The sequence below is a fragment of the Aquimarina sp. Aq78 genome, assembly GCF_900299525.1.
Taxonomy (GTDB): domain Bacteria; phylum Bacteroidota; class Bacteroidia; order Flavobacteriales; family Flavobacteriaceae; genus Aquimarina.
Genome location: NZ_OMKA01000001.1, coordinates 1,008,869 through 1,025,990 on the forward strand (window position 1 = coordinate 1,008,869; position 17,122 = coordinate 1,025,990).

Genomic DNA, 17,122 nt, shown 5'->3' on the forward strand with positions numbered 1-17,122 from the left:
CTATCACTCTTAACACTATCAATCAATAGTCTATTGCTTCGTATATTAACCTTTGTATCTCTGAACGAATATCATGAGATATAAGTTTTCGATTTGCAGCATTAGGGAAAGTACGATTACTTAAAAAGACATATATTATTTCTTGTTCTGGATCTGCCCAAGTAAATGTTCCCGTAAAACCACTATGCCCAAAACTAGTCATTGATATACACCCGCAAGTCGGTCCTACATCACCCAATTGCGGTTTATCAAATCCTATTCCCCTTCGTACATTTCGATGGCAATAATGACATGTATTAAACTCATCTAATGTTTCTTCTCTAAAATATTGTTTGCCGCCATAATACCCTTTATTGAGATACATTTGCATTATCTTAGTAACATCATTAGCATTAGCAAAAAGTCCAGCATGCCCAGCGATTCCTCCTAGCATCGCTGCTCCCTGATCATGAACATATCCGTGAACAACCTCATCTCTAAAAATCCTATCATGCTCTGTAGGAACAATTCTTTTTTTTCTGAATCGCGTTAGAGGTAAATACGAGGCATTATTAGCTCCCAATGGTTTATAAAAATGTTGTTGAGTGAGCTTATGTAACGTATTGCCATAATGATCTTCTATATATGTTTTTAAAAGATAATACGGCAAGTCACTATACTTATATTTTAATCTATCTCTTAATTCACTATCTCTAATCCTTAGAAGCAAAGAATCTTTCATGTCACTTCTGAAATAAAGATTATTAGTGACTTCAATATTAAAATCTTTAGAGCGGCTTTTTCTATAATATTTCTTATCAGGCTTTCGCGTTACAGAATCCATTGTTTGCAAATAAAAAGGAATCCAAGCCTTCAATTTTGCATAATGCGAGAGCATTGATCTTATGGTGATATTTTCTTTATTAGATCCTTTAAAAGAGGGTAACATCTTTCCTACCCTAGTATTTAAAGAAATTATTCCTTTATCCTTTAGCTCTATAGTAAGCGGCAAAGTAGCTAATATTTTGGTCAAAGACGCCAGATCATAAACATCAGACCCTTTAACTTTTCTAAATTTATTATAGGTATGGTACCCATAATTTTTATTAAACACTACTTTTCCTTTCCTCGCAACGATTAGCTGTACACCCGGGGCCATTTTTTCTTTTAGTGCAAAATCCACTATAGAATCAATCCTATTAAGTTTATAAGAATTCATCCCTACACTTTCTGGTAATCCATAAGATAACCTATTCAAGGCTCTGGTTTCATATCCTGTACCCGCAGGAAATTCTTCTCCAATGCTTACAGGGAGTTTTCCTTTGGCCTCTAAAGCTCCAAAAAGTAATTGTGCCGTTTTCTCCTGGGCTACCTTACTATTTTGATAAGACATCACTATACCTTCAAAATTTGTAGTGGTTAACATATCTAACATTGCATAAGGTCGTGCAAATACACTAAGAACTGTAGTGTTTAACCTGGCAATCTCATATAACCAAACCAATTCTTTATCCTTAAACTTATATTCTGCCCAGGGTGAATCGTTAGATTTATGAAAACCTACAATGACATAATTATAGTTTTTTAATTGCTCTACCATTTCACCCAATTGATTGGCCTTTACCCATTCGATCTGAGTGTATTTGCTTAATTCTTCATAAAATGCTTCTCCAGAATCGTTTCCAAGTGAAACATAAGCTATTTTCTTCAGGTCAAGGTTTTTAATCGGCAGTGTAGCTCTTTCATTTTTTATAACAGTCAAAGAATTTTCGACCAAATCATGAAGCAGTACTTTATTTTTTACACTATTCAATTCCTCATAAAGGAAATCTGTTTCTACAGGCTTATAGACATTAAGACCAGCTTTATATTTAGCCAATAAGATCTTTCTGACGGAATACGACAAACGCTCTTCTGTAAGAGCTCCAGAGTAATATGCAGATACTATTTTTTGCGATGCTAATGGCACATCTTCCGACATTAAAAGGATATCATTTCCTGCTAAAAAAGCTGCTAAATCAATATCGCCCGGAGCTTTAAAATTAGAAGCTCCTTTCATATTAAGAGCATCTGTAAAAATTAATCCTTCGAACCTTAAGCTATCTTTTAATACTCCAGAAACTACTTTTTTAGAAATAGAAGACGGATAGCCTGATCTATATTCTAAACTAGGAATATTAAGATGAGCAACCATAATACTGGATAGCCCTTCGTTAATAAGTTTTTTATATGGATATAATTCGATGCTATCAATTCTTTTGGCATCAAAATTAATGGTCGGTAATGTATTATGTGAATCAGTATCGGTATCCCCGTGACCAGGAAAATGTTTAGCACTAGCCAGGATCCCTTCTCGTTGCATGCCTTTCATAAAAGCCAGTGCTTTTTGAGTTACCTTTTCTTTATCTTCTCCAAAAGAACGATTACCAATGATTGGATTTTTAGGGTTTGTATTGATATCGACAACAGGTGCAAAATTAATATGCACTCCCATTCGTTTACAATGCCTTGCTACTTGTCTTCCTGTTTCTTCTATTAAATGATCATCCTGTATTGCTCCAAGGGTCATATTCCAGGGAAAAGCCTGTGTCGAATCTAGTCGCATACCTAGCCCCCATTCTGCATCTATACCTATTAATAATGGTATTTTGGATAACTTCTGATATTCATTATTTAGCTTAGCCTGTCGCTTGGGGCCTCCTTTAGAAAAAATAACGCCTCCAATCATAAACTCTTCAATGAGTCGTTTTATTTTATCTGTTTCTCTTTGGGGATCAGAAGAAGATACATTTACCATAAATAACTGCCCCACTTTTTCCTTAAGGGTCATTCTATTATAAATGCTATCCACCCACCTTCTTTGGGTTTCAAAATCTTCTGCTAATAAAGGATTTTCTGATTGAGCATCAACGCCAAAAGTGATTAGAAAAATTATAAAAGAAAAATACTTTTTTATGATATGCCGCACGAAAATTTTAATTTAAAAAACGGTTATGCCAACTATCTTTTGCTGGGACCTCCCAATTGATTCGATATTCGGCAATATTAGTAACCAGGTTATTGAAAACGATAGTATTTGGGGATACTGATCTATTTTTAGCCATTTTCTTAAAATCTGCAAGAGGTTTATAGGCTACAAATTCTCCTTGCTTAAAAGACACGTTCATCTTGTCCATTAAGTCTACATCATATGTTTGTTCTAATTCCTGAACAAAACGAACAGAGGCATCTATAGAGCACCCTGTTGCCTGATTCATCCCTTGGTCTAGTCCAATGGCTATAAATCGTTTATACTTAATTTCATAACCTGCTTTTAGATCAGCACCGTGGGCTGTCCACTGAGTTATAAATTCTTTTATTTTTTTTTCGATTTCTTCCAGTTCATCCAAAGTGAATGACCGATTTGCCTGATAAATCCACACTCGAGATGTTTCCGGAAGGTCATTAAAATCTACCAACATGAGCTATTTTTTACTAAAGTAACAAAAACTATTGCTATTTACGATTATAGAAAAGAGTTAATATGAAAAAACATATTAACTCTAATAAAATTGTGTATAATTAAGAAAAAAAATTACAAATCCTGAGCATTGGCAATAAGTTCGGCCACATCCATCACTTGTATACTTTCTTCTTTTTCTTTACTCTTTACCCCATCTGTCATCATTGTATTACAAAAAGGACATCCCGCGGCAATAATATCTGGTTTGGTTTCTAAGGCATCTTCTGTTCGTTCAACATTAATATCCTTATTTCCAGGTTCTGGTTCTTTAAACATCTGGGCACCTCCAGCTCCACAACATAATCCATTTCGCTTACAGCGTTTCATTTCTACAAGCTCTACTTCTAATTTTCTAAGTAAATCTCTTGGTGCTTCATATACGTTATTTGCTCTACCCAGATAGCATGGATCATGAAATGTAATTCGTTTACCTTTAAATTTTCCTCCTTCAACTTTTAATCTACCTTCGTCCAAAAGAGATTTCAGAAATTGAGTATGATGCATTACTTCATAATCCCCTCCTAGTACAGGATATTCATTTTTTAAGGTATTAAAACAGTGAGGGCACGCAGTAACTACTTTTTTAATTTCGTAAGCATTCATTACCTCTATGTTTGTAACCGCTTGCATTTGAAACAAGAATTCATTACCTGCTCTTTTTGCCGGATCTCCCGTACAGCTTTCTTCGGTACCTAATACAGCAAAATCTACATTAGCATTATGAAGTAATTTCACAAAAGCTTTTGTGATTTTTTTAGCTCTGTCATCAAAACTACCAGCACAGCCCACCCAAAACAAAACTTCTGGTTTCTTGCCTTCTGCCATATATTCTGCCATTGTTGGCACCTTTACTGTCTCACTCATATTATACTATTTAAAGTTTAGAAGTTTACCCAGGGGTTAACATCCTAAAACTCATATTTAATCATGTTTTCCATCATCAAAAACTTCGATGGTCACAACTCTTTCTACCAATTCTGTAAATTTACCAGTATATCGTGTTGCTTTTACCAGGTGATTATCAATCCAATGGTAGTTCCCTCCTCTTGGTTTTCCCATCAAAAGACTATGGTATTTAAAACCACATTTCTTTAACCATGTTTCGGTTACATCTCTGTGTTCTTCGGTTCTTGAAGTAAAGAAGCATATAACATGTCCTTGGTCATACCATTTATTTAATGTAACTAATGCATCAGGAAAAGGCTCACAAGTAACCATTCGCCCTGGTTCTTCATTAGGTACATCTTCGGTTATAGTCCCATCAATATCAATAAGATAATTCTTGACACCTTCTGGTAAGACCGGGCTCACATGTTCTCCTTCTTCTATTTTATCATGCAATAACTTTTCTACTTCTTCCTTTTTCATAATTTCTATTAATTTGTGGTTTAATTGGTTAAAAGTTTTGGTTAAAATTTAATTTATTTGGATTGGTTATTTAATAAAAATTATTCGTTACTCCAGTTTAATCTATCCATTTGGTTAAATGGCCATGGAGCTCCATTATTTTCTATATTGGTCATCATATTATTTAGATCAGATGGTGCTGCACTTTGCTCCATTACCAGATAGCGTCTCATATCTATAATAATAGACAATGGGCTAATACTAACCGGGCAAGTCTCTACACAGGCATTACAACTGGTACAAGCCCACAGTTCTTCGGGAGTAATGTAGTCATTCAGCAATTGTTTTCCATCATCTACAAAACTACCATTCTTATCAATATTATCTCCTACTTCTTTTAAGCGATCCCTGGTATCCATCATGATTTTACGCGGGGATAGCTTTTTTCCTGTTTGATTTGCAGGGCATTCGCTTGTACAACGGCCACACTCGGTACACGTATATGCATTTAGCAATTGCACCCAGTTTAAATCTGCAACATCTGATGCTCCAAATTTCTCTGGTTCTCCTTCTTGTTGATCATCAGCCGGAGCAGCAAAAGGATCTGCACTTGGATCCATCATTAATTGCACTTCTTTGGTAACAGCTTCGAGGTTATCAAGCTCTCCTTTAGGGTTAAGATCCCCGTAATATGTATTCGGAAATGCCAACAGGATATGTAAATGTTTTGAAAAATATAAATAATTTAAGAACACTAATATCCCTATAATATGCACCCACCAGCATGCTCTTTCTAATACTATTAGTGCTGTTTCTGACATCCCATTAAAAAGTGGGGATATATACTGACTTATTGGGTACGCCCCAGCCTTGATATAATGATCTGCTCCTAATGCCTGTAACTGAAGATCCGATGCATTCATTACCAAAAACAAAGTCATCAAAACCATCTCGAAATACAGGATTAAGTTCCCATCATTTTTTGGCCATCCTTTCATCTCTGGATTCCAGAAACGTTTTAATTTAATCACATTACGACGAATCCAAAATAAAACAACTCCTATAAATACAAGGAATGCCAAAATCTCGAACGAACCAATTAAGAAATCATACAATCCTCCTAAAAACGCAAAGATCCTATGTGTACCAAAAACACCATCGATGATAATTTCTAATACTTCTATATTGATGATAATAAACCCTAGATATACAACAATATGCAATATTCCTGCTACAGGTCGTCGCACCATTTTAGACTGTCCTAATGCTATCCTAGCCATATTTTTAAATCGCTCTCCTTTATTATCAGAACGATCTACGTCTTTTCCTAATCGGATATTACGAATGACTTTGCGGACATTTTTTGTGAAATATCCAATACCCGCTACCAAAACAAGTATAAATAGGATATTAGGTATGTATTGCATAATTTTTTAATTTATTGAATCTGTTGGTTTTTCGTAAGGAGCATTTTTCTTTCCAAAAACCGAAATATGAACATATCGTTTTGGATTTAATCGTAAATCCTGTATCAGTAATTCTAGTTGTTTACTGGTTTTTTCTAAATTATCATATAATTTATCATCTTTCAGTAATTTCCCAACCGTTCCTCTTCCTGAGTTAATGTCTTTTGAAATTTTCTCAAAATTAGTCAATACCTTTTCCAGGTCTTTTCCTAATTTGGCCACATTTATCTGAGCTAGAGAATCTGAAACCTTATTAAGATTAGTCGACATTTTATCTAGATTGGTAAATGTATTATTTAACTTTTCCTCATTACCTGAAAGAATAGTATTTAAAGAGCTCGAAGCTCCTTTAAAATTCTTAACTGTTACACTTAAATCTTTAAAAATAGAATTCAGATTATTTTTATTATCTACATTAAGGATTCCGTTAACCGAGTTTAAAAGCGTATCTGCATCTGTAATTGCGGCTTCAAGTTTTTCTTGCAAAGGCGCGAGCTTATCATTTACCAACTCTAGTAGGCCTGCTTCTATCTTGCCTGGCAATGTATCTTTATCTTTTGCTTCGAGGCCTTGCTCATATATAGGCATTATAGCTAGTGATTTTCCACCTATCAAGCCACCACCATATACTTTGGCCATGCTGTTCTTTGAAAACGAAAAATCACTATCTACATTAAACTCTACAACAAGGTTACCCTTGGTATCTGCAAAACTAATAGAAACCACTTGTCCTACAACCATACCATTTATGGTCACCGGAGAAGAAGGTATTAATCCTTCTACATTATCATAAATAGCATAAAAGGTTCTATCATTTTCTAAGAGATTTTTTCCCTTCAGGAAACTATAGCCAAAGATTAAAAGTGCTATTGCGCAGATTGCTAATATTCCTGTTTTGACTTCTCGAGTAAATTTCAAAATAGATTACATTTTAGGACACAAATTTAGAATAAAAATACATTTCTACTGGTAATTTCCTAAGGAATTATCAGTATTTATTTAGATTAATTCGAAGATGTATCAGCTTTTAGAGCTTCTGTTAAAGGAATCGATTCACTATTACGAAAAGCAACGATAAAGCTAGAATCAAATCCTTTACCGACTGCAATTTCTCTTAATTCTTGTATTAAAGTATAATTAGACGTACTTCCGAAGTAATACTTATACAGGTCACCCGTTTTATTTTTAGACAACTGGTCCAAGCCATTAAAATTAAATGATTGTAATTCTATATCGCTGGATCCTGCTGCAATTTGCACCTTAAATGTGATATCATCATACACCTGATCTCCTTCCATTTTGGCAGTTACTCGAGTTACTTCAGGGGTTTTGGGTGGATCTATTTTATAAATAGCATCAAGGCTCTCTTTATAATCTACAATCGAGGTAGTGATAGATTTTGCCATCTCTCCCTGTCCTTTTTTAGAGTTAAGATATTTTCCCTCGCTATTGTTGGTTAGAAAACCTAATTCGATAAGAACACTAGGCATATAGGTTTGATGTAAAACGACAAAACCAGCTTGTTTTACTCCTCTACTCTTTCTGTCTAATGCTTTTTTAAATCTATTCTGTACAAAACTAGCAAGTGTAAGGCTCTGATCCAGATATTCTTCCTGCATTAAAGTAAGTCCGATAATTGATTCTGGAGAATTGGGATCAAACCCATCATAATTAGCTTCATAATTATCTTCCAGAAGAATTACTGAGTTTTCGTTTTTTGCTACATTAAAATTTTCATTGTTAGCATGTAACCCTAAAACAAAAGTTTCTGTACCAAAAGCCTGAGAGCGGTGCGAATTGCAATGTACAGATACAAAAAGATTTGCTCCCGCCTTATTGGCTATACTTCCTCTCTCATGTAATTCTATAAAGGTATCTGTCTTTCGGGTATACACTACTTTAAACCTACCATCATTTTCTAAAGCCGCACCTACGGCCAAAACTACATCTAGTGCAATTTCTTTTTCTTTATATCCATTTCCTCGGTTGCCGGGATCATGACCTCCATGGCCCGCATCCAGAACAACAACAAACTTTTCTTTTTCCTGAGCAACCACATTGGCATCAAAAATAGGTGCGATACATAAAAAAACCGACAAAAAAACACTACATACTATACTTCGTCTCATCAACTACAATAATTTTACTACTAATTTTGAAACATTTTCGTTATGTTTCAGTATTTAATATAACAAGTTAAAAATCTAAAGATTGTGATTTATATAATAAACCTATATCTTCTATGTTTATACAGCTTAGAAGGTATGCTTTTGACATAATTTTTTATTTTTTTATGAATTACAATCTAAGCATAAAAAATATATGTAATTTTGGCACTTCAAAAACTGAGCCATAGTTATACAAAAATAGGATTTAAACCATTGCAAACAACGGTACGTTACATACTTTATTCACTAAGTTTTTCACTGTTTTGTATTTCTCAAATCACAGCACAGGAAATAAACGAGACTAAGGAGGTTCCCATTCCTGCTAATCAGGATACTATAAACTCTATTACGGTCAATCCAGAGGAATTACTCAATGAAAAAGCTCAGGACACGGTCAAAAAAGACACACTTACTGCAGAACCACAACTGTTAACAGACAAAGTGGTCTATAAAGCCACTGATTATATGAGATTAAGTCGTAAAGAGAACAAGATGTATCTTTATGATAATGCCGAGATCGTGTATGGAGAAATGCAAATTAATGCTGGATTTATTGTAGTAGACAATGCCAAAAATGAGGTATATGCCTATGGAATTAAAGATTCTCTGGGCGAATATGTACAAACTCCTGTCTTTAAACAAGCGCAGAATGTAGTAGAACCGGATTCTATTCGTTTTAATTTTGACACCGAAAAAGCATTGATATATAATTCTCGAACAGAGCAGAACGGGTTTAGGATTAAAAATGAGATTTCAAAACGAGAGAATGATTCTGTGATTTACATGAAAAATGTAAAATTCACTACTTCAGAAAATATTGAAGATCCAGAATATTATTTTTACGCCCGTAGAATTAAGTTTGTACCTAAAAAGAAAATTGTAACGGGGCTTGTTAATATGTTTATTGCCGATGTCCCTACTCCTTTGGGATTACCGTTTGGATATTTCCCATTAACAGAGGATAGAACTTCGGGATTTATTATTCCTAGTCCGGGAGAAGAAAATAACCGTGGATATTTTCTTCAAAATGGTGGGTATTATTTTGCTATTAGTGATTATGTAGACCTAACCCTTATGGGTGATTATTACACTAATGGCAGTTATACTTTTGCTACAGAATCTGCCTATGCCCTACGTTATAAATATAGAGGAAATCTTAGGTTTAGGTATGAAAACAACTTGCGTAGCGAAAGAGGGTTTCCTGATTTTGCCAAAACCACGACATACAATATCCAATGGACCCATAGTCAGGATGCAAAGGCCAATCCAAACTCAAGGTTTTCGGCTTCTGTAAATTTTGGTAGTAGTGACTTTTTTCAGCAATCTACCAACCAACTCAATACAGGTAATTTCCTGAATAATCAAATCAGTTCTAATATATCCTATGCTAAGACATTTCAGGGAGATCCCCAGGTTAATGTTAATCTTGCAGCTACTCATAACTCTAATACTAATACTGGAACTGTAAATTTATCACTTCCAAATATGAATCTGAGTGTATCACGAGTATTTCCTTTTGCCCCAAAAGTAGGTGCAAAAAAAGGGATCATACAGAATATAAATACACAATATAATTTTAAAGGGGAAAACAGAATACAAACTACCGATGATGATTTATTCTCGGCTGATATGTTTAAAGGTGCTAAAATAGGAATGCAACATACGATTCCTTTAACTACAAACTTTAAGATATTCAAGTACCTTAGTGCTACAGCGGGGACAAATTTTCAGGAAAACTGGGTATTTGAGACGATAAAGCAAAGTTATGACTCTAATGCTAATGATGGTGCTGGCGAAGTGGTACGAGATACTATAAAAGGTTTTGATGCTTTTCGTACGTATAACTTTTCAACAAGTCTGGGAACAACCGTTTATGGAACTTTCAAGTTTAAGAAAGGTAAAAAAATAGAAGCGATTCGCCATACCATGAGACCTTCTATTAGTTATAGTATCAATCCTGCATTTAGTGAGTTTTATGATAGCTATACGGTTACCGATGATCCCAATACAACCAATATTAATGAAACAGAAGTTGTAGAATACTCCAGGTTTGAAGGGGGTTACTTTGGGGCACCGAGTAATACATTTTCTAGCAGTATTGGATTTTCTCTTAGTAACAATGTAGAAATGAAGGTAAAAAGTAAAGATAGTACAGCTACAGAAGCCAAAAAAGTTACCTTATTAAATAACCTTAACTTTAGTACATCTTACAATGTTGCAGGAGATTCTTTAAAGTTAAGTCCGCTATCTATTACTGGTAATATTCCTATTATCCAAAACAAACTGGATATTAACTTTAATGCGCAACTAGACCCTTATGCATTAGATAACAATAATCGCAAAATCGATGTGTGGAATATCGATAATGGAGGTAGTCTTTTTCGCTTAACCAGAGCTAGTGCTAATTTTGGGTATTCGTTTTCTAGTAAAGATTTTGAGAAAGGAAAAGTTAATGAAGATCCTCTGGATAATCAAAACTTTAGAAATGAAGGCCGGCCTGACAACCTGTTTGGGGGAGTTACCGACTTTGGGGAGGATCGTTCTTTTGATAAAGACAAAAGTAAAAATGCCGATAAAGACATAAAAAACTATAATTACAAAATACCCTGGACTTTGCGACTGTCATATAATGTTAATTATAGCAATAGTGCCCGGCAAAATGAAATATCATCGCACTCTATCATGTTTTCTGGTGATGTAGAACTCGCTCCGCGATGGTCTGTTGGAGTATCTTCGGGATATGATTTAAAGAATCCCGGGTTTACATATACCAATTTAAGATTTCAGCGAGATCTGGAAAGTTGGGTTATGAATTTTAATTGGATTCCATTTAGTGAAAGAACATCATGGAACTTCTTTATAGGTATCAAATCATCGATGCTTAGTGATATTAAATGGGACAAAAGACGTGAGCCAGATAGGCAGCTATAGGCTTCAAGTTTTTGGTTTCAAGTTTTTGGTTTCAAGTTTTTGGCTAGCAATAAAATTATAAATTAATACAACATACTATCACATGAAAAAAATCATAACTACGACCAAAGCCCCTGCTCCTATTGGTCCTTATAGTCAGGCTATTTTAAACGGAAATACATTATATACATCAGGTCAGATTGCTATTAATCCAGAAACAGGAGCATTAGTTCTGGATGACATTACAACTGAAGCCAAGCAGGTAATGCAGAACCTAAAAGCTGTATTGGATGAAGCCGGAATGACATTCGAGAATGTTCTTAAAACCACTATTTTTTTAAGTGACATGAATAATTTTGCTGAAGTAAATGCCGTATATGGTAGTTATTTTAATGAAGAGACTGCACCAGCAAGAGAAACTGTAGCGGTGTTAACTCTACCAAAATCGGTGAATGTAGAGATCTCTGTAATTGCTGTAAAGTAATATATAACAACATTGTTAGTCCGAGCTTGTTGTAGATTATAGTGATTAATCTTATAAACCTGAGTTCGACGTAAGAAAATCACGTCAATTCGGGCGATCTGATACTTCGACATAGCTCAGTACAGGCTGGAAGATTGTATCGAGAATGGTGGTTTTCTATCTAAAAAAGCTATTCTCGATACAGTTTTTCTCCATTTTATTCTGAAAAACCACTCGAATTGACGCTTTTTTATAACATTATAGCTTAAACTCAGGTTATAAAAACTTCGACAAGCTTTGTTTAATCTTCGTTTTACATTAAAATTCTACTTGTTACACTTCCTTTTTATTTTTGACAACATCTCATTATCGATATAAGGTAAAATCTATTTCAGAAAACAAATAGCGATTAATCTCCTCCTATAATTTCTATTTGCATCGTATCAATATGTTCGTCTAAAAGAATTTGACATGCCAATCTGCTGTTGGGATAATACTCTAATTGATTTTTTAGTATGTTGTTCTCCAGTCCTTCAAAAAACCGCATTGGAGTACTAGATAAATGTACCCGAATATGGCAAGTACCACACAGTCCTCTACCTTTACAATCCCCTATTTCATCATGTAGCTTGTTGACTAATAATTCCATAAGGTTACGATACTCAAATTTTTTAAATTCTAAAACATGAGCATCTCCAATAGTATCTATGACATATACTGTATACATTGCATTTGATTATGTTTGCAAATTACAATTAGGAGTTTACTTTACCTTATGATTTAACTCATAAAACAAGCAGAAGAATATAGTTAGTTTTGTTGTATAAAAAACAATTACTATGCAATTAATCTCATTACTCAAGGATCTTACCTACGGGGATACAAAACCTGTAATCACCAAATTAATAGAAAATGATGCTACCAAAGAAATTAGAATCGTTTTTAAAAAAGGCCAGGAAATGAAAAGTCATAAGACCCCATTCCCAATTACTGTATCTATTTTTGAAGGTGCAATTAATTTCGGAGTCGACAATGCCGAGCATATCCTTAAAAAAGGAGATCTTATTTCTCTGGAGCCTAGTATTATTCATAACCTGATTGCATTAGAAAATAGTATAGTTCGACTTTCGCTCTCTAAGAACGATTCTGTAGAAAGAGTACAAAAAGTAACTGAGCAATAAACCCCATATAAAAATAAAAAACAGTCACATTGTAGTGACTGTTTTTTTCTTTTACTATGTTTCATGGATTACGAATCCGAGCTGAAATAGTATTAAAATAATGCCTTATTGCAGTTCTAAAATCGCACGCTCCAAAACTTCATCTTTTGTTAAATCACTCCAATCTACAAGTGCTTCAATATCTGGTGGAACTCCATTTTCATAATCAGGGCTCTTATCTAATGTTAATGCTTGTGTAATAGAGAACCTATAGGTCCAACCATTAGGTAGTTGCCCTCCGTTAGGCAAACCAAGACCTCCTCCTGTAGTATCCCCGATAAGTGTAATGTTTGGAAGTGCTTTGGTGGCAAGTGAGAAAAATGAACCTGCACTATACGTTCCTCGATCTACTAATACAACAATTTTATTTTTATATCGTATTCCTTCATACGGAGAGACATATACCGGCTCTGCTTCTGAAAAATCATTTCGTCCCGGGCCACTTTTTATTCTAGAATAGTTAACCAGCGTTCTACGCTCAACAAAACGGCTTAAGATTGCAAAAATATCGGTTACAGCTCCACCTCCGTTTTCTCGTAAATCTAAGATCAATCCTTTTGTGTTTTTATATCTATTTAGAACAAAATTCAGATTCTTGGCATCTACAGTACCAGGAAAGGAAGGAAAACGCACATATCCTATTTCTTTATTATCAAGAAAATTATGCAAAAATGGTCCCGTAATGTAATAATCTCGATTCAAATAGTGATCTTCAATGATACGCCAATCAAAATTATCTTGTCCTAAGTAATCTACTCTAAACGTAGAGACATTAAAATTCGATATTAGATTGGTATGATCATCTCTTAGTTCTGTTAACATTCCTCCCAATACTTTAAATAGTGAATCTTGACTCATTCCATCATAAATCTTGGCAGCATATTCAGATTTTACAACATCCCAATCAATATTTTTTACATCAAAGTAGGAATATTTCTCATTGCATTCATTCCATAGATATTCAAAATTATCTTTTGGATTTGTAGAGGCCAAGTCGTTTTCAAAAAGTGCTTTCTCACAAGAGATAAGAGATAGACTTATTAATAATATACTATATAACTTTCTCATTACTTATTATTGGTATTAAATAGAAAAGTGAGTTTTAAAAGATGGGCAGACATCTCGAATTTATCAAAATCCCCACCGGTTTTATACGCATCCCATACATACGAAAATCGTAATGCATTTTTGTTCTTAAGAGAAATTGTATAGTCTAAAGAGCTATTTACCCTAAACCCAGAAAACATATCGAACTCATACTCATCAAATATATTTGCTTCATTTAACAAGCCTGATTGCCCATTATACACATATCCATTTCGAAACGAGCTATTGACCAATCCAACATTTAGTCTAAATGCTAAATTTCTTGTTCTCTTTTTCAGCTTATATTTAATAAATAAGAACTTTTTACTCTTTTCTTCTTTACGGCTTATATCTTTTTCGATTTTAACAGAGCCAAAAAGAGTTGGAATAATTTCGACTCCTATCCCGTTATTACCAAATCCCTCATTAGTTCTAAAATTAGTGGTGGTATTAAATAATCCACCGACTTTTACATTTAACTTAGGAGAGCTTAGCATATTTAACTGGTATAATCTAGAGTAGTACAAGGATACACTATGTAGTTTACTACTTTGGGAATGGCTGTTAAAGTCATTATGAAACTGCCCAAAAAGGTAGGATGCTCCAATTTCTGATTCTCTTTCTACATCAGCTTTAGTATATGATAGCGCTATGTTTCTTGGTGTGCCTTTATAAAAAAGCGGAGAGGTTGCAAAATCTCTAAAAGATGATCTTCCTAACCCTGCAGTAAACCCTATATAGGCAGGTCTGTTTTTTCTTTTTTCTTTCTTAGAAAGCTCCGGATTTTCCGTTTGCGAAATACCTGTTACTGATATAAACAGTAACAGCATAATGACAATTCTATTTTTTCTTATCATTTAGATGTTAGTTTTGATTTTAATGATTTAATGATATGAGTGTAAGTTGTTAACCTAATGACAACTGAAAAAGCAATAGGTTGCATCGTTTCCAAAATCTTTAATGAACTTAGTGTGGGTTTTATCTTAAATCTGTCTATATTTTAATATTAGATGAGCATAGATAGTTTTCTATATTTAATAAAGAGAAGTATACAGAGAGGTACTTACGAAGTACCCTCTCCCTACTGCAGAAGTACCCTTCCCCCTGTGCAAACACAGGGCAATCCTATGTAAAACAGAGGCAGCACCTCTGTTGAACACAAGTGCTGCCTCTGTTTACAGTACCCCACCCCTCTTCTGGAAGTACCCCTAACCAAGATTATGAGTAACTATACCCACTACCATAAGTACCCCTCTAGCATGTACATCACTAACATACCTACTTATATAAGTACCTCCCCCCACTTATATAAGTGGGGTCTAGCCTTGTTTTATCCTAAAATATGTTAGCTTTTTTTAAGACGAGACATCTTTGACGCCACTTTTGAGGACAGGAAACTGTTTTCTTAGCTCACTTTTATGCATAAAAAAAGAGCTGTATTTCTACAACTCTTTTTTACTTATATATGTTATTTGATAATCAAACTTTATAATGCTTTTTTTAAAAAGCACCAGTTTGGGACATTACCTAGCGGGAGCTCCATACTAGGGAACAGCGAGGGAGTTAGCGGCTATCTATTAAATATAAAATCGTATTCCAAAGAGAAAACATAGTAGCCGAATTATGCAACCAAACTTTATCATTATTATTTAGAACAATGTTTTTATATAAAAATTTGAACTTTAAATACCCTGTCCCTATACGACAGCCGTTTTCATGTAATTCATCGATAAATTCTTTAAGTAAAATTTCTTCACTCTTTCCTGAAAAAGTTAAGTAATAAACAAACTGTTCTCCGATAATAGTATATACACCTTTTTTATTTTGAATTCCTAATAAAGCACTTTTCCCTTGCGCATTCAAATGTTTTATTATTTCAGAAGTTTCATCTATATAGTATTTCCCAGCATGTTTCACTAAATTATTTCTTTTAACCTTAGCTTTTAATATACTTAATTTCATGTTATTACAATGTACTTTTTATCCATAGAATGCGCCATCGGGGTTGTAAACCTATATTATCTGATTTAATTATAAGAGATAAATTTATTACTAAAGTCTACTGTAACTACATTTCCTTTTATATAATTTATAGAAATAAAGCTACAATTTAAATCATCTAAAACTACAGGTTTTCCTTTATTGATTTTAAAGCTAATTTGCTTAATATTAGCAATTTCACCTAGACTGATCTCTTTTGCTAGCCCTAATGTATTATCAGTAGTAATCCTACCTTCAAAAGATTTATGTTCATTAGTTGTTACTTCTATTAAATCATCATCAAAATCTGATTCAAAAAAAAGTACAACTATATCCTTATTTTCTCCTGAACATTCTCCAGAATTAATCTTTACCTGGTATGTTTCATTTATATTGGCTTCATTCTTGTCTTTCTTACAAGAATTTAGGATTAAAACCAATAAGGCATAAAATATAATATTTTTATAAAAACTCATACTGACTCACTTTAAAAATTCCCTACTCTTTGTTTTTTATTTTCCCTGTCTTGTCCTGAAATAGGTTTACACAAAAGTGTAATATAATGGATAGATATTCAAAAACTTATTCAACAAAATGGCAGAATAGGTATAGTGAAGAATTTAAGCAATTTATTTGTAATGAATTCTTGACGGGAACTGCGACTAGAAGATCAATTGAAAAGAAATATAACGTTGGCCATGGTCAATTAACTTTTTGGTTAAAACAATTGGGATATGATTATTCAAAACCAAGTATTGTATCTTTACCAATGATGGCAGATCAACCAGACAAATTATCAACTAACAAGGAAGTATCTTTATCTCAACTAAAGAAAGAACTTCAAGAAGCTCGATTATTAGCTGAAACCTACAGGAGAATGATTGAGGTAGCTGAAGATGAATTTAAAATCAAGATTGTAAAAAAGTCCAATACCAAGTAATCCAAGAGATGAAAACCCTTTATCCAAAGGTTAGTTTAGGCAGATTCTGCCGATTACTTGG

16 protein-coding genes are annotated in these 17,122 nt (G+C 33.9%); 4 read left to right on the forward strand and 12 right to left on the reverse strand.

Annotation, left to right across the window (positions count from 1 at the left end):
• Positions 1–22: 22 nt before the first annotated feature.
• The 7 genes from DG435_RS04370 to DG435_RS04400 all read right to left on the reverse strand — a co-directional run bounded on the left by DG435_RS04370 (position 23) and on the right by DG435_RS04400 (position 8,423).
• Complete coding sequence (locus tag DG435_RS04370) at positions 23–2,947, reverse strand: glycoside hydrolase family 3 N-terminal domain-containing protein (protein WP_369871656.1); 2,925 nt, start codon at positions 2,945–2,947, stop codon at positions 23–25.
• A gap of 7 nt (positions 2,948–2,954) precedes the next feature.
• The gene (locus DG435_RS04375) at positions 2,955–3,440 is read right to left on the reverse strand and encodes an ABC transporter ATPase (RefSeq protein WP_106792102.1); all 486 of its coding nucleotides are present in this window, start codon (positions 3,438–3,440) and stop codon (positions 2,955–2,957) included.
• 113 nt (positions 3,441–3,553) lie between these two features.
• A complete protein-coding gene (locus DG435_RS04380; protein ID WP_024769023.1) occupies positions 3,554–4,345 on the reverse strand; it encodes a (Fe-S)-binding protein in 792 nt (263 codons plus the stop codon).
• Between the two features lie 57 nt (positions 4,346–4,402).
• Complete coding sequence (locus tag DG435_RS04385) at positions 4,403–4,849, reverse strand: phosphoheptose isomerase (RefSeq protein WP_106792101.1); 447 nt, start codon at positions 4,847–4,849, stop codon at positions 4,403–4,405.
• An 80-nt stretch (positions 4,850–4,929) separates the two neighbouring features.
• Complete coding sequence (locus tag DG435_RS04390) at positions 4,930–6,255, reverse strand: (Fe-S)-binding protein (RefSeq protein WP_106792100.1); 1,326 nt, start codon at positions 6,253–6,255, stop codon at positions 4,930–4,932.
• Between the two features lie 6 nt (positions 6,256–6,261).
• The gene (locus DG435_RS04395) at positions 6,262–7,212 is read right to left on the reverse strand and encodes an MlaD family protein (protein ID WP_106792099.1); all 951 of its coding nucleotides are present in this window, start codon (positions 7,210–7,212) and stop codon (positions 6,262–6,264) included.
• An 86-nt stretch (positions 7,213–7,298) separates the two neighbouring features.
• Positions 7,299–8,423: an N-acetylmuramoyl-L-alanine amidase gene (locus tag DG435_RS04400; RefSeq protein WP_106792098.1), complete on the reverse strand. Its 1,125-nt coding sequence runs from the start codon at positions 8,421–8,423 to the stop codon at positions 7,299–7,301.
• A gap of 201 nt (positions 8,424–8,624) precedes the next feature.
• Between DG435_RS04400 and DG435_RS04405 the strand changes: the two genes are divergently transcribed.
• Complete coding sequence (locus DG435_RS04405) at positions 8,625–11,393, forward strand: putative LPS assembly protein LptD (protein ID WP_106792097.1); 2,769 nt, start codon at positions 8,625–8,627, stop codon at positions 11,391–11,393.
• A gap of 82 nt (positions 11,394–11,475) precedes the next feature.
• Entirely contained in the window at positions 11,476–11,856 is a 381-nt protein-coding gene (locus tag DG435_RS04410) for a RidA family protein (RefSeq protein ID WP_024769017.1), read from the forward strand.
• A gap of 388 nt (positions 11,857–12,244) precedes the next feature.
• Here DG435_RS04410 and DG435_RS04415 read toward each other — a convergent pair whose 3' ends face one another.
• The gene (locus DG435_RS04415; RefSeq protein ID WP_106792096.1) at positions 12,245–12,562 is read right to left on the reverse strand and encodes a 2Fe-2S iron-sulfur cluster-binding protein; all 318 of its coding nucleotides are present in this window, start codon (positions 12,560–12,562) and stop codon (positions 12,245–12,247) included.
• A gap of 112 nt (positions 12,563–12,674) precedes the next feature.
• On the opposite strand from DG435_RS04415, the gene DG435_RS04420 reads away from it, so the two are divergent.
• Entirely contained in the window at positions 12,675–13,016 is a 342-nt protein-coding gene (locus DG435_RS04420) for a cupin domain-containing protein (protein ID WP_106792095.1), read from the forward strand.
• 105 nt (positions 13,017–13,121) lie between these two features.
• Here DG435_RS04420 and DG435_RS04425 read toward each other — a convergent pair whose 3' ends face one another.
• The 4 genes from DG435_RS04425 to DG435_RS04440 all read right to left on the reverse strand — a co-directional run bounded on the left by DG435_RS04425 (position 13,122) and on the right by DG435_RS04440 (position 16,597).
• Positions 13,122–14,123 (reverse strand): S41 family peptidase, encoded by a 1,002-nt coding sequence (locus DG435_RS04425; protein ID WP_106792094.1) that lies wholly within the window; start codon positions 14,121–14,123, stop codon positions 13,122–13,124.
• Positions 14,123–14,998, reverse strand: coding sequence for a hypothetical protein (locus tag DG435_RS04430; RefSeq protein ID WP_106792093.1), 876 nt, complete (start codon positions 14,996–14,998; stop codon positions 14,123–14,125). The genes DG435_RS04425 and DG435_RS04430 overlap by 1 nt, the downstream gene beginning before the upstream one ends.
• Positions 14,999–15,704: 706 nt before the next feature.
• Complete coding sequence (locus DG435_RS04435; protein ID WP_106792092.1) at positions 15,705–16,103, reverse strand: hypothetical protein; 399 nt, start codon at positions 16,101–16,103, stop codon at positions 15,705–15,707.
• A 65-nt stretch (positions 16,104–16,168) separates the two neighbouring features.
• A complete protein-coding gene (locus DG435_RS04440) occupies positions 16,169–16,597 on the reverse strand; it encodes a hypothetical protein (protein ID WP_106792091.1) in 429 nt (142 codons plus the stop codon).
• 86 nt (positions 16,598–16,683) lie between these two features.
• On the opposite strand from DG435_RS04440, the gene DG435_RS04445 reads away from it, so the two are divergent.
• Positions 16,684–17,061 carry a transposase gene (locus DG435_RS04445; RefSeq protein ID WP_106792832.1) on the forward strand — a complete coding sequence of 126 codons (378 nt, stop codon included), beginning with the start codon at positions 16,684–16,686 and terminating at the stop codon, positions 17,059–17,061.
• Positions 17,062–17,122 lie beyond the last annotated feature (61 nt).

Bases quoted from the DNA above. Each gene is read 5' to 3' on its own strand.
- DG435_RS04410 (WP_024769017.1), top strand. From the start codon at position 11,476: ATGAAAAAAATCATAACTACGACCAAAGCCCCTGCTCCTATTGGTCCT.
- DG435_RS04440 (WP_106792091.1), bottom strand. From the start codon at position 16,597: ATGAGTTTTTATAAAAATATTATATTTTATGCCTTATTGGTTTTAATC.
- DG435_RS04430 (WP_106792093.1), bottom strand. From the start codon at position 14,998: ATGATAAGAAAAAATAGAATTGTCATTATGCTGTTACTGTTTATATCA.
- DG435_RS04380 (WP_024769023.1), bottom strand. From the start codon at position 4,345: ATGAGTGAGACAGTAAAGGTGCCAACAATGGCAGAATATATGGCAGAA.
- DG435_RS04385 (WP_106792101.1), bottom strand. From the start codon at position 4,849: ATGAAAAAGGAAGAAGTAGAAAAGTTATTGCATGATAAAATAGAAGAA.
- DG435_RS04415 (WP_106792096.1), bottom strand. From the start codon at position 12,562: ATGTATACAGTATATGTCATAGATACTATTGGAGATGCTCATGTTTTA.
- DG435_RS04445 (WP_106792832.1), top strand. From the start codon at position 16,684: ATGGATAGATATTCAAAAACTTATTCAACAAAATGGCAGAATAGGTAT.
- DG435_RS04390 (WP_106792100.1), bottom strand. From the start codon at position 6,255: ATGCAATACATACCTAATATCCTATTTATACTTGTTTTGGTAGCGGGT.
- DG435_RS04420 (WP_106792095.1), top strand. From the start codon at position 12,675: ATGCAATTAATCTCATTACTCAAGGATCTTACCTACGGGGATACAAAA.
- DG435_RS04375 (WP_106792102.1), bottom strand. From the start codon at position 3,440: ATGTTGGTAGATTTTAATGACCTTCCGGAAACATCTCGAGTGTGGATT.
- DG435_RS04435 (WP_106792092.1), bottom strand. From the start codon at position 16,103: ATGAAATTAAGTATATTAAAAGCTAAGGTTAAAAGAAATAATTTAGTG.
- DG435_RS04425 (WP_106792094.1), bottom strand. From the start codon at position 14,123: ATGAGAAAGTTATATAGTATATTATTAATAAGTCTATCTCTTATCTCT.
- DG435_RS04400 (WP_106792098.1), bottom strand. From the start codon at position 8,423: ATGAGACGAAGTATAGTATGTAGTGTTTTTTTGTCGGTTTTTTTATGT.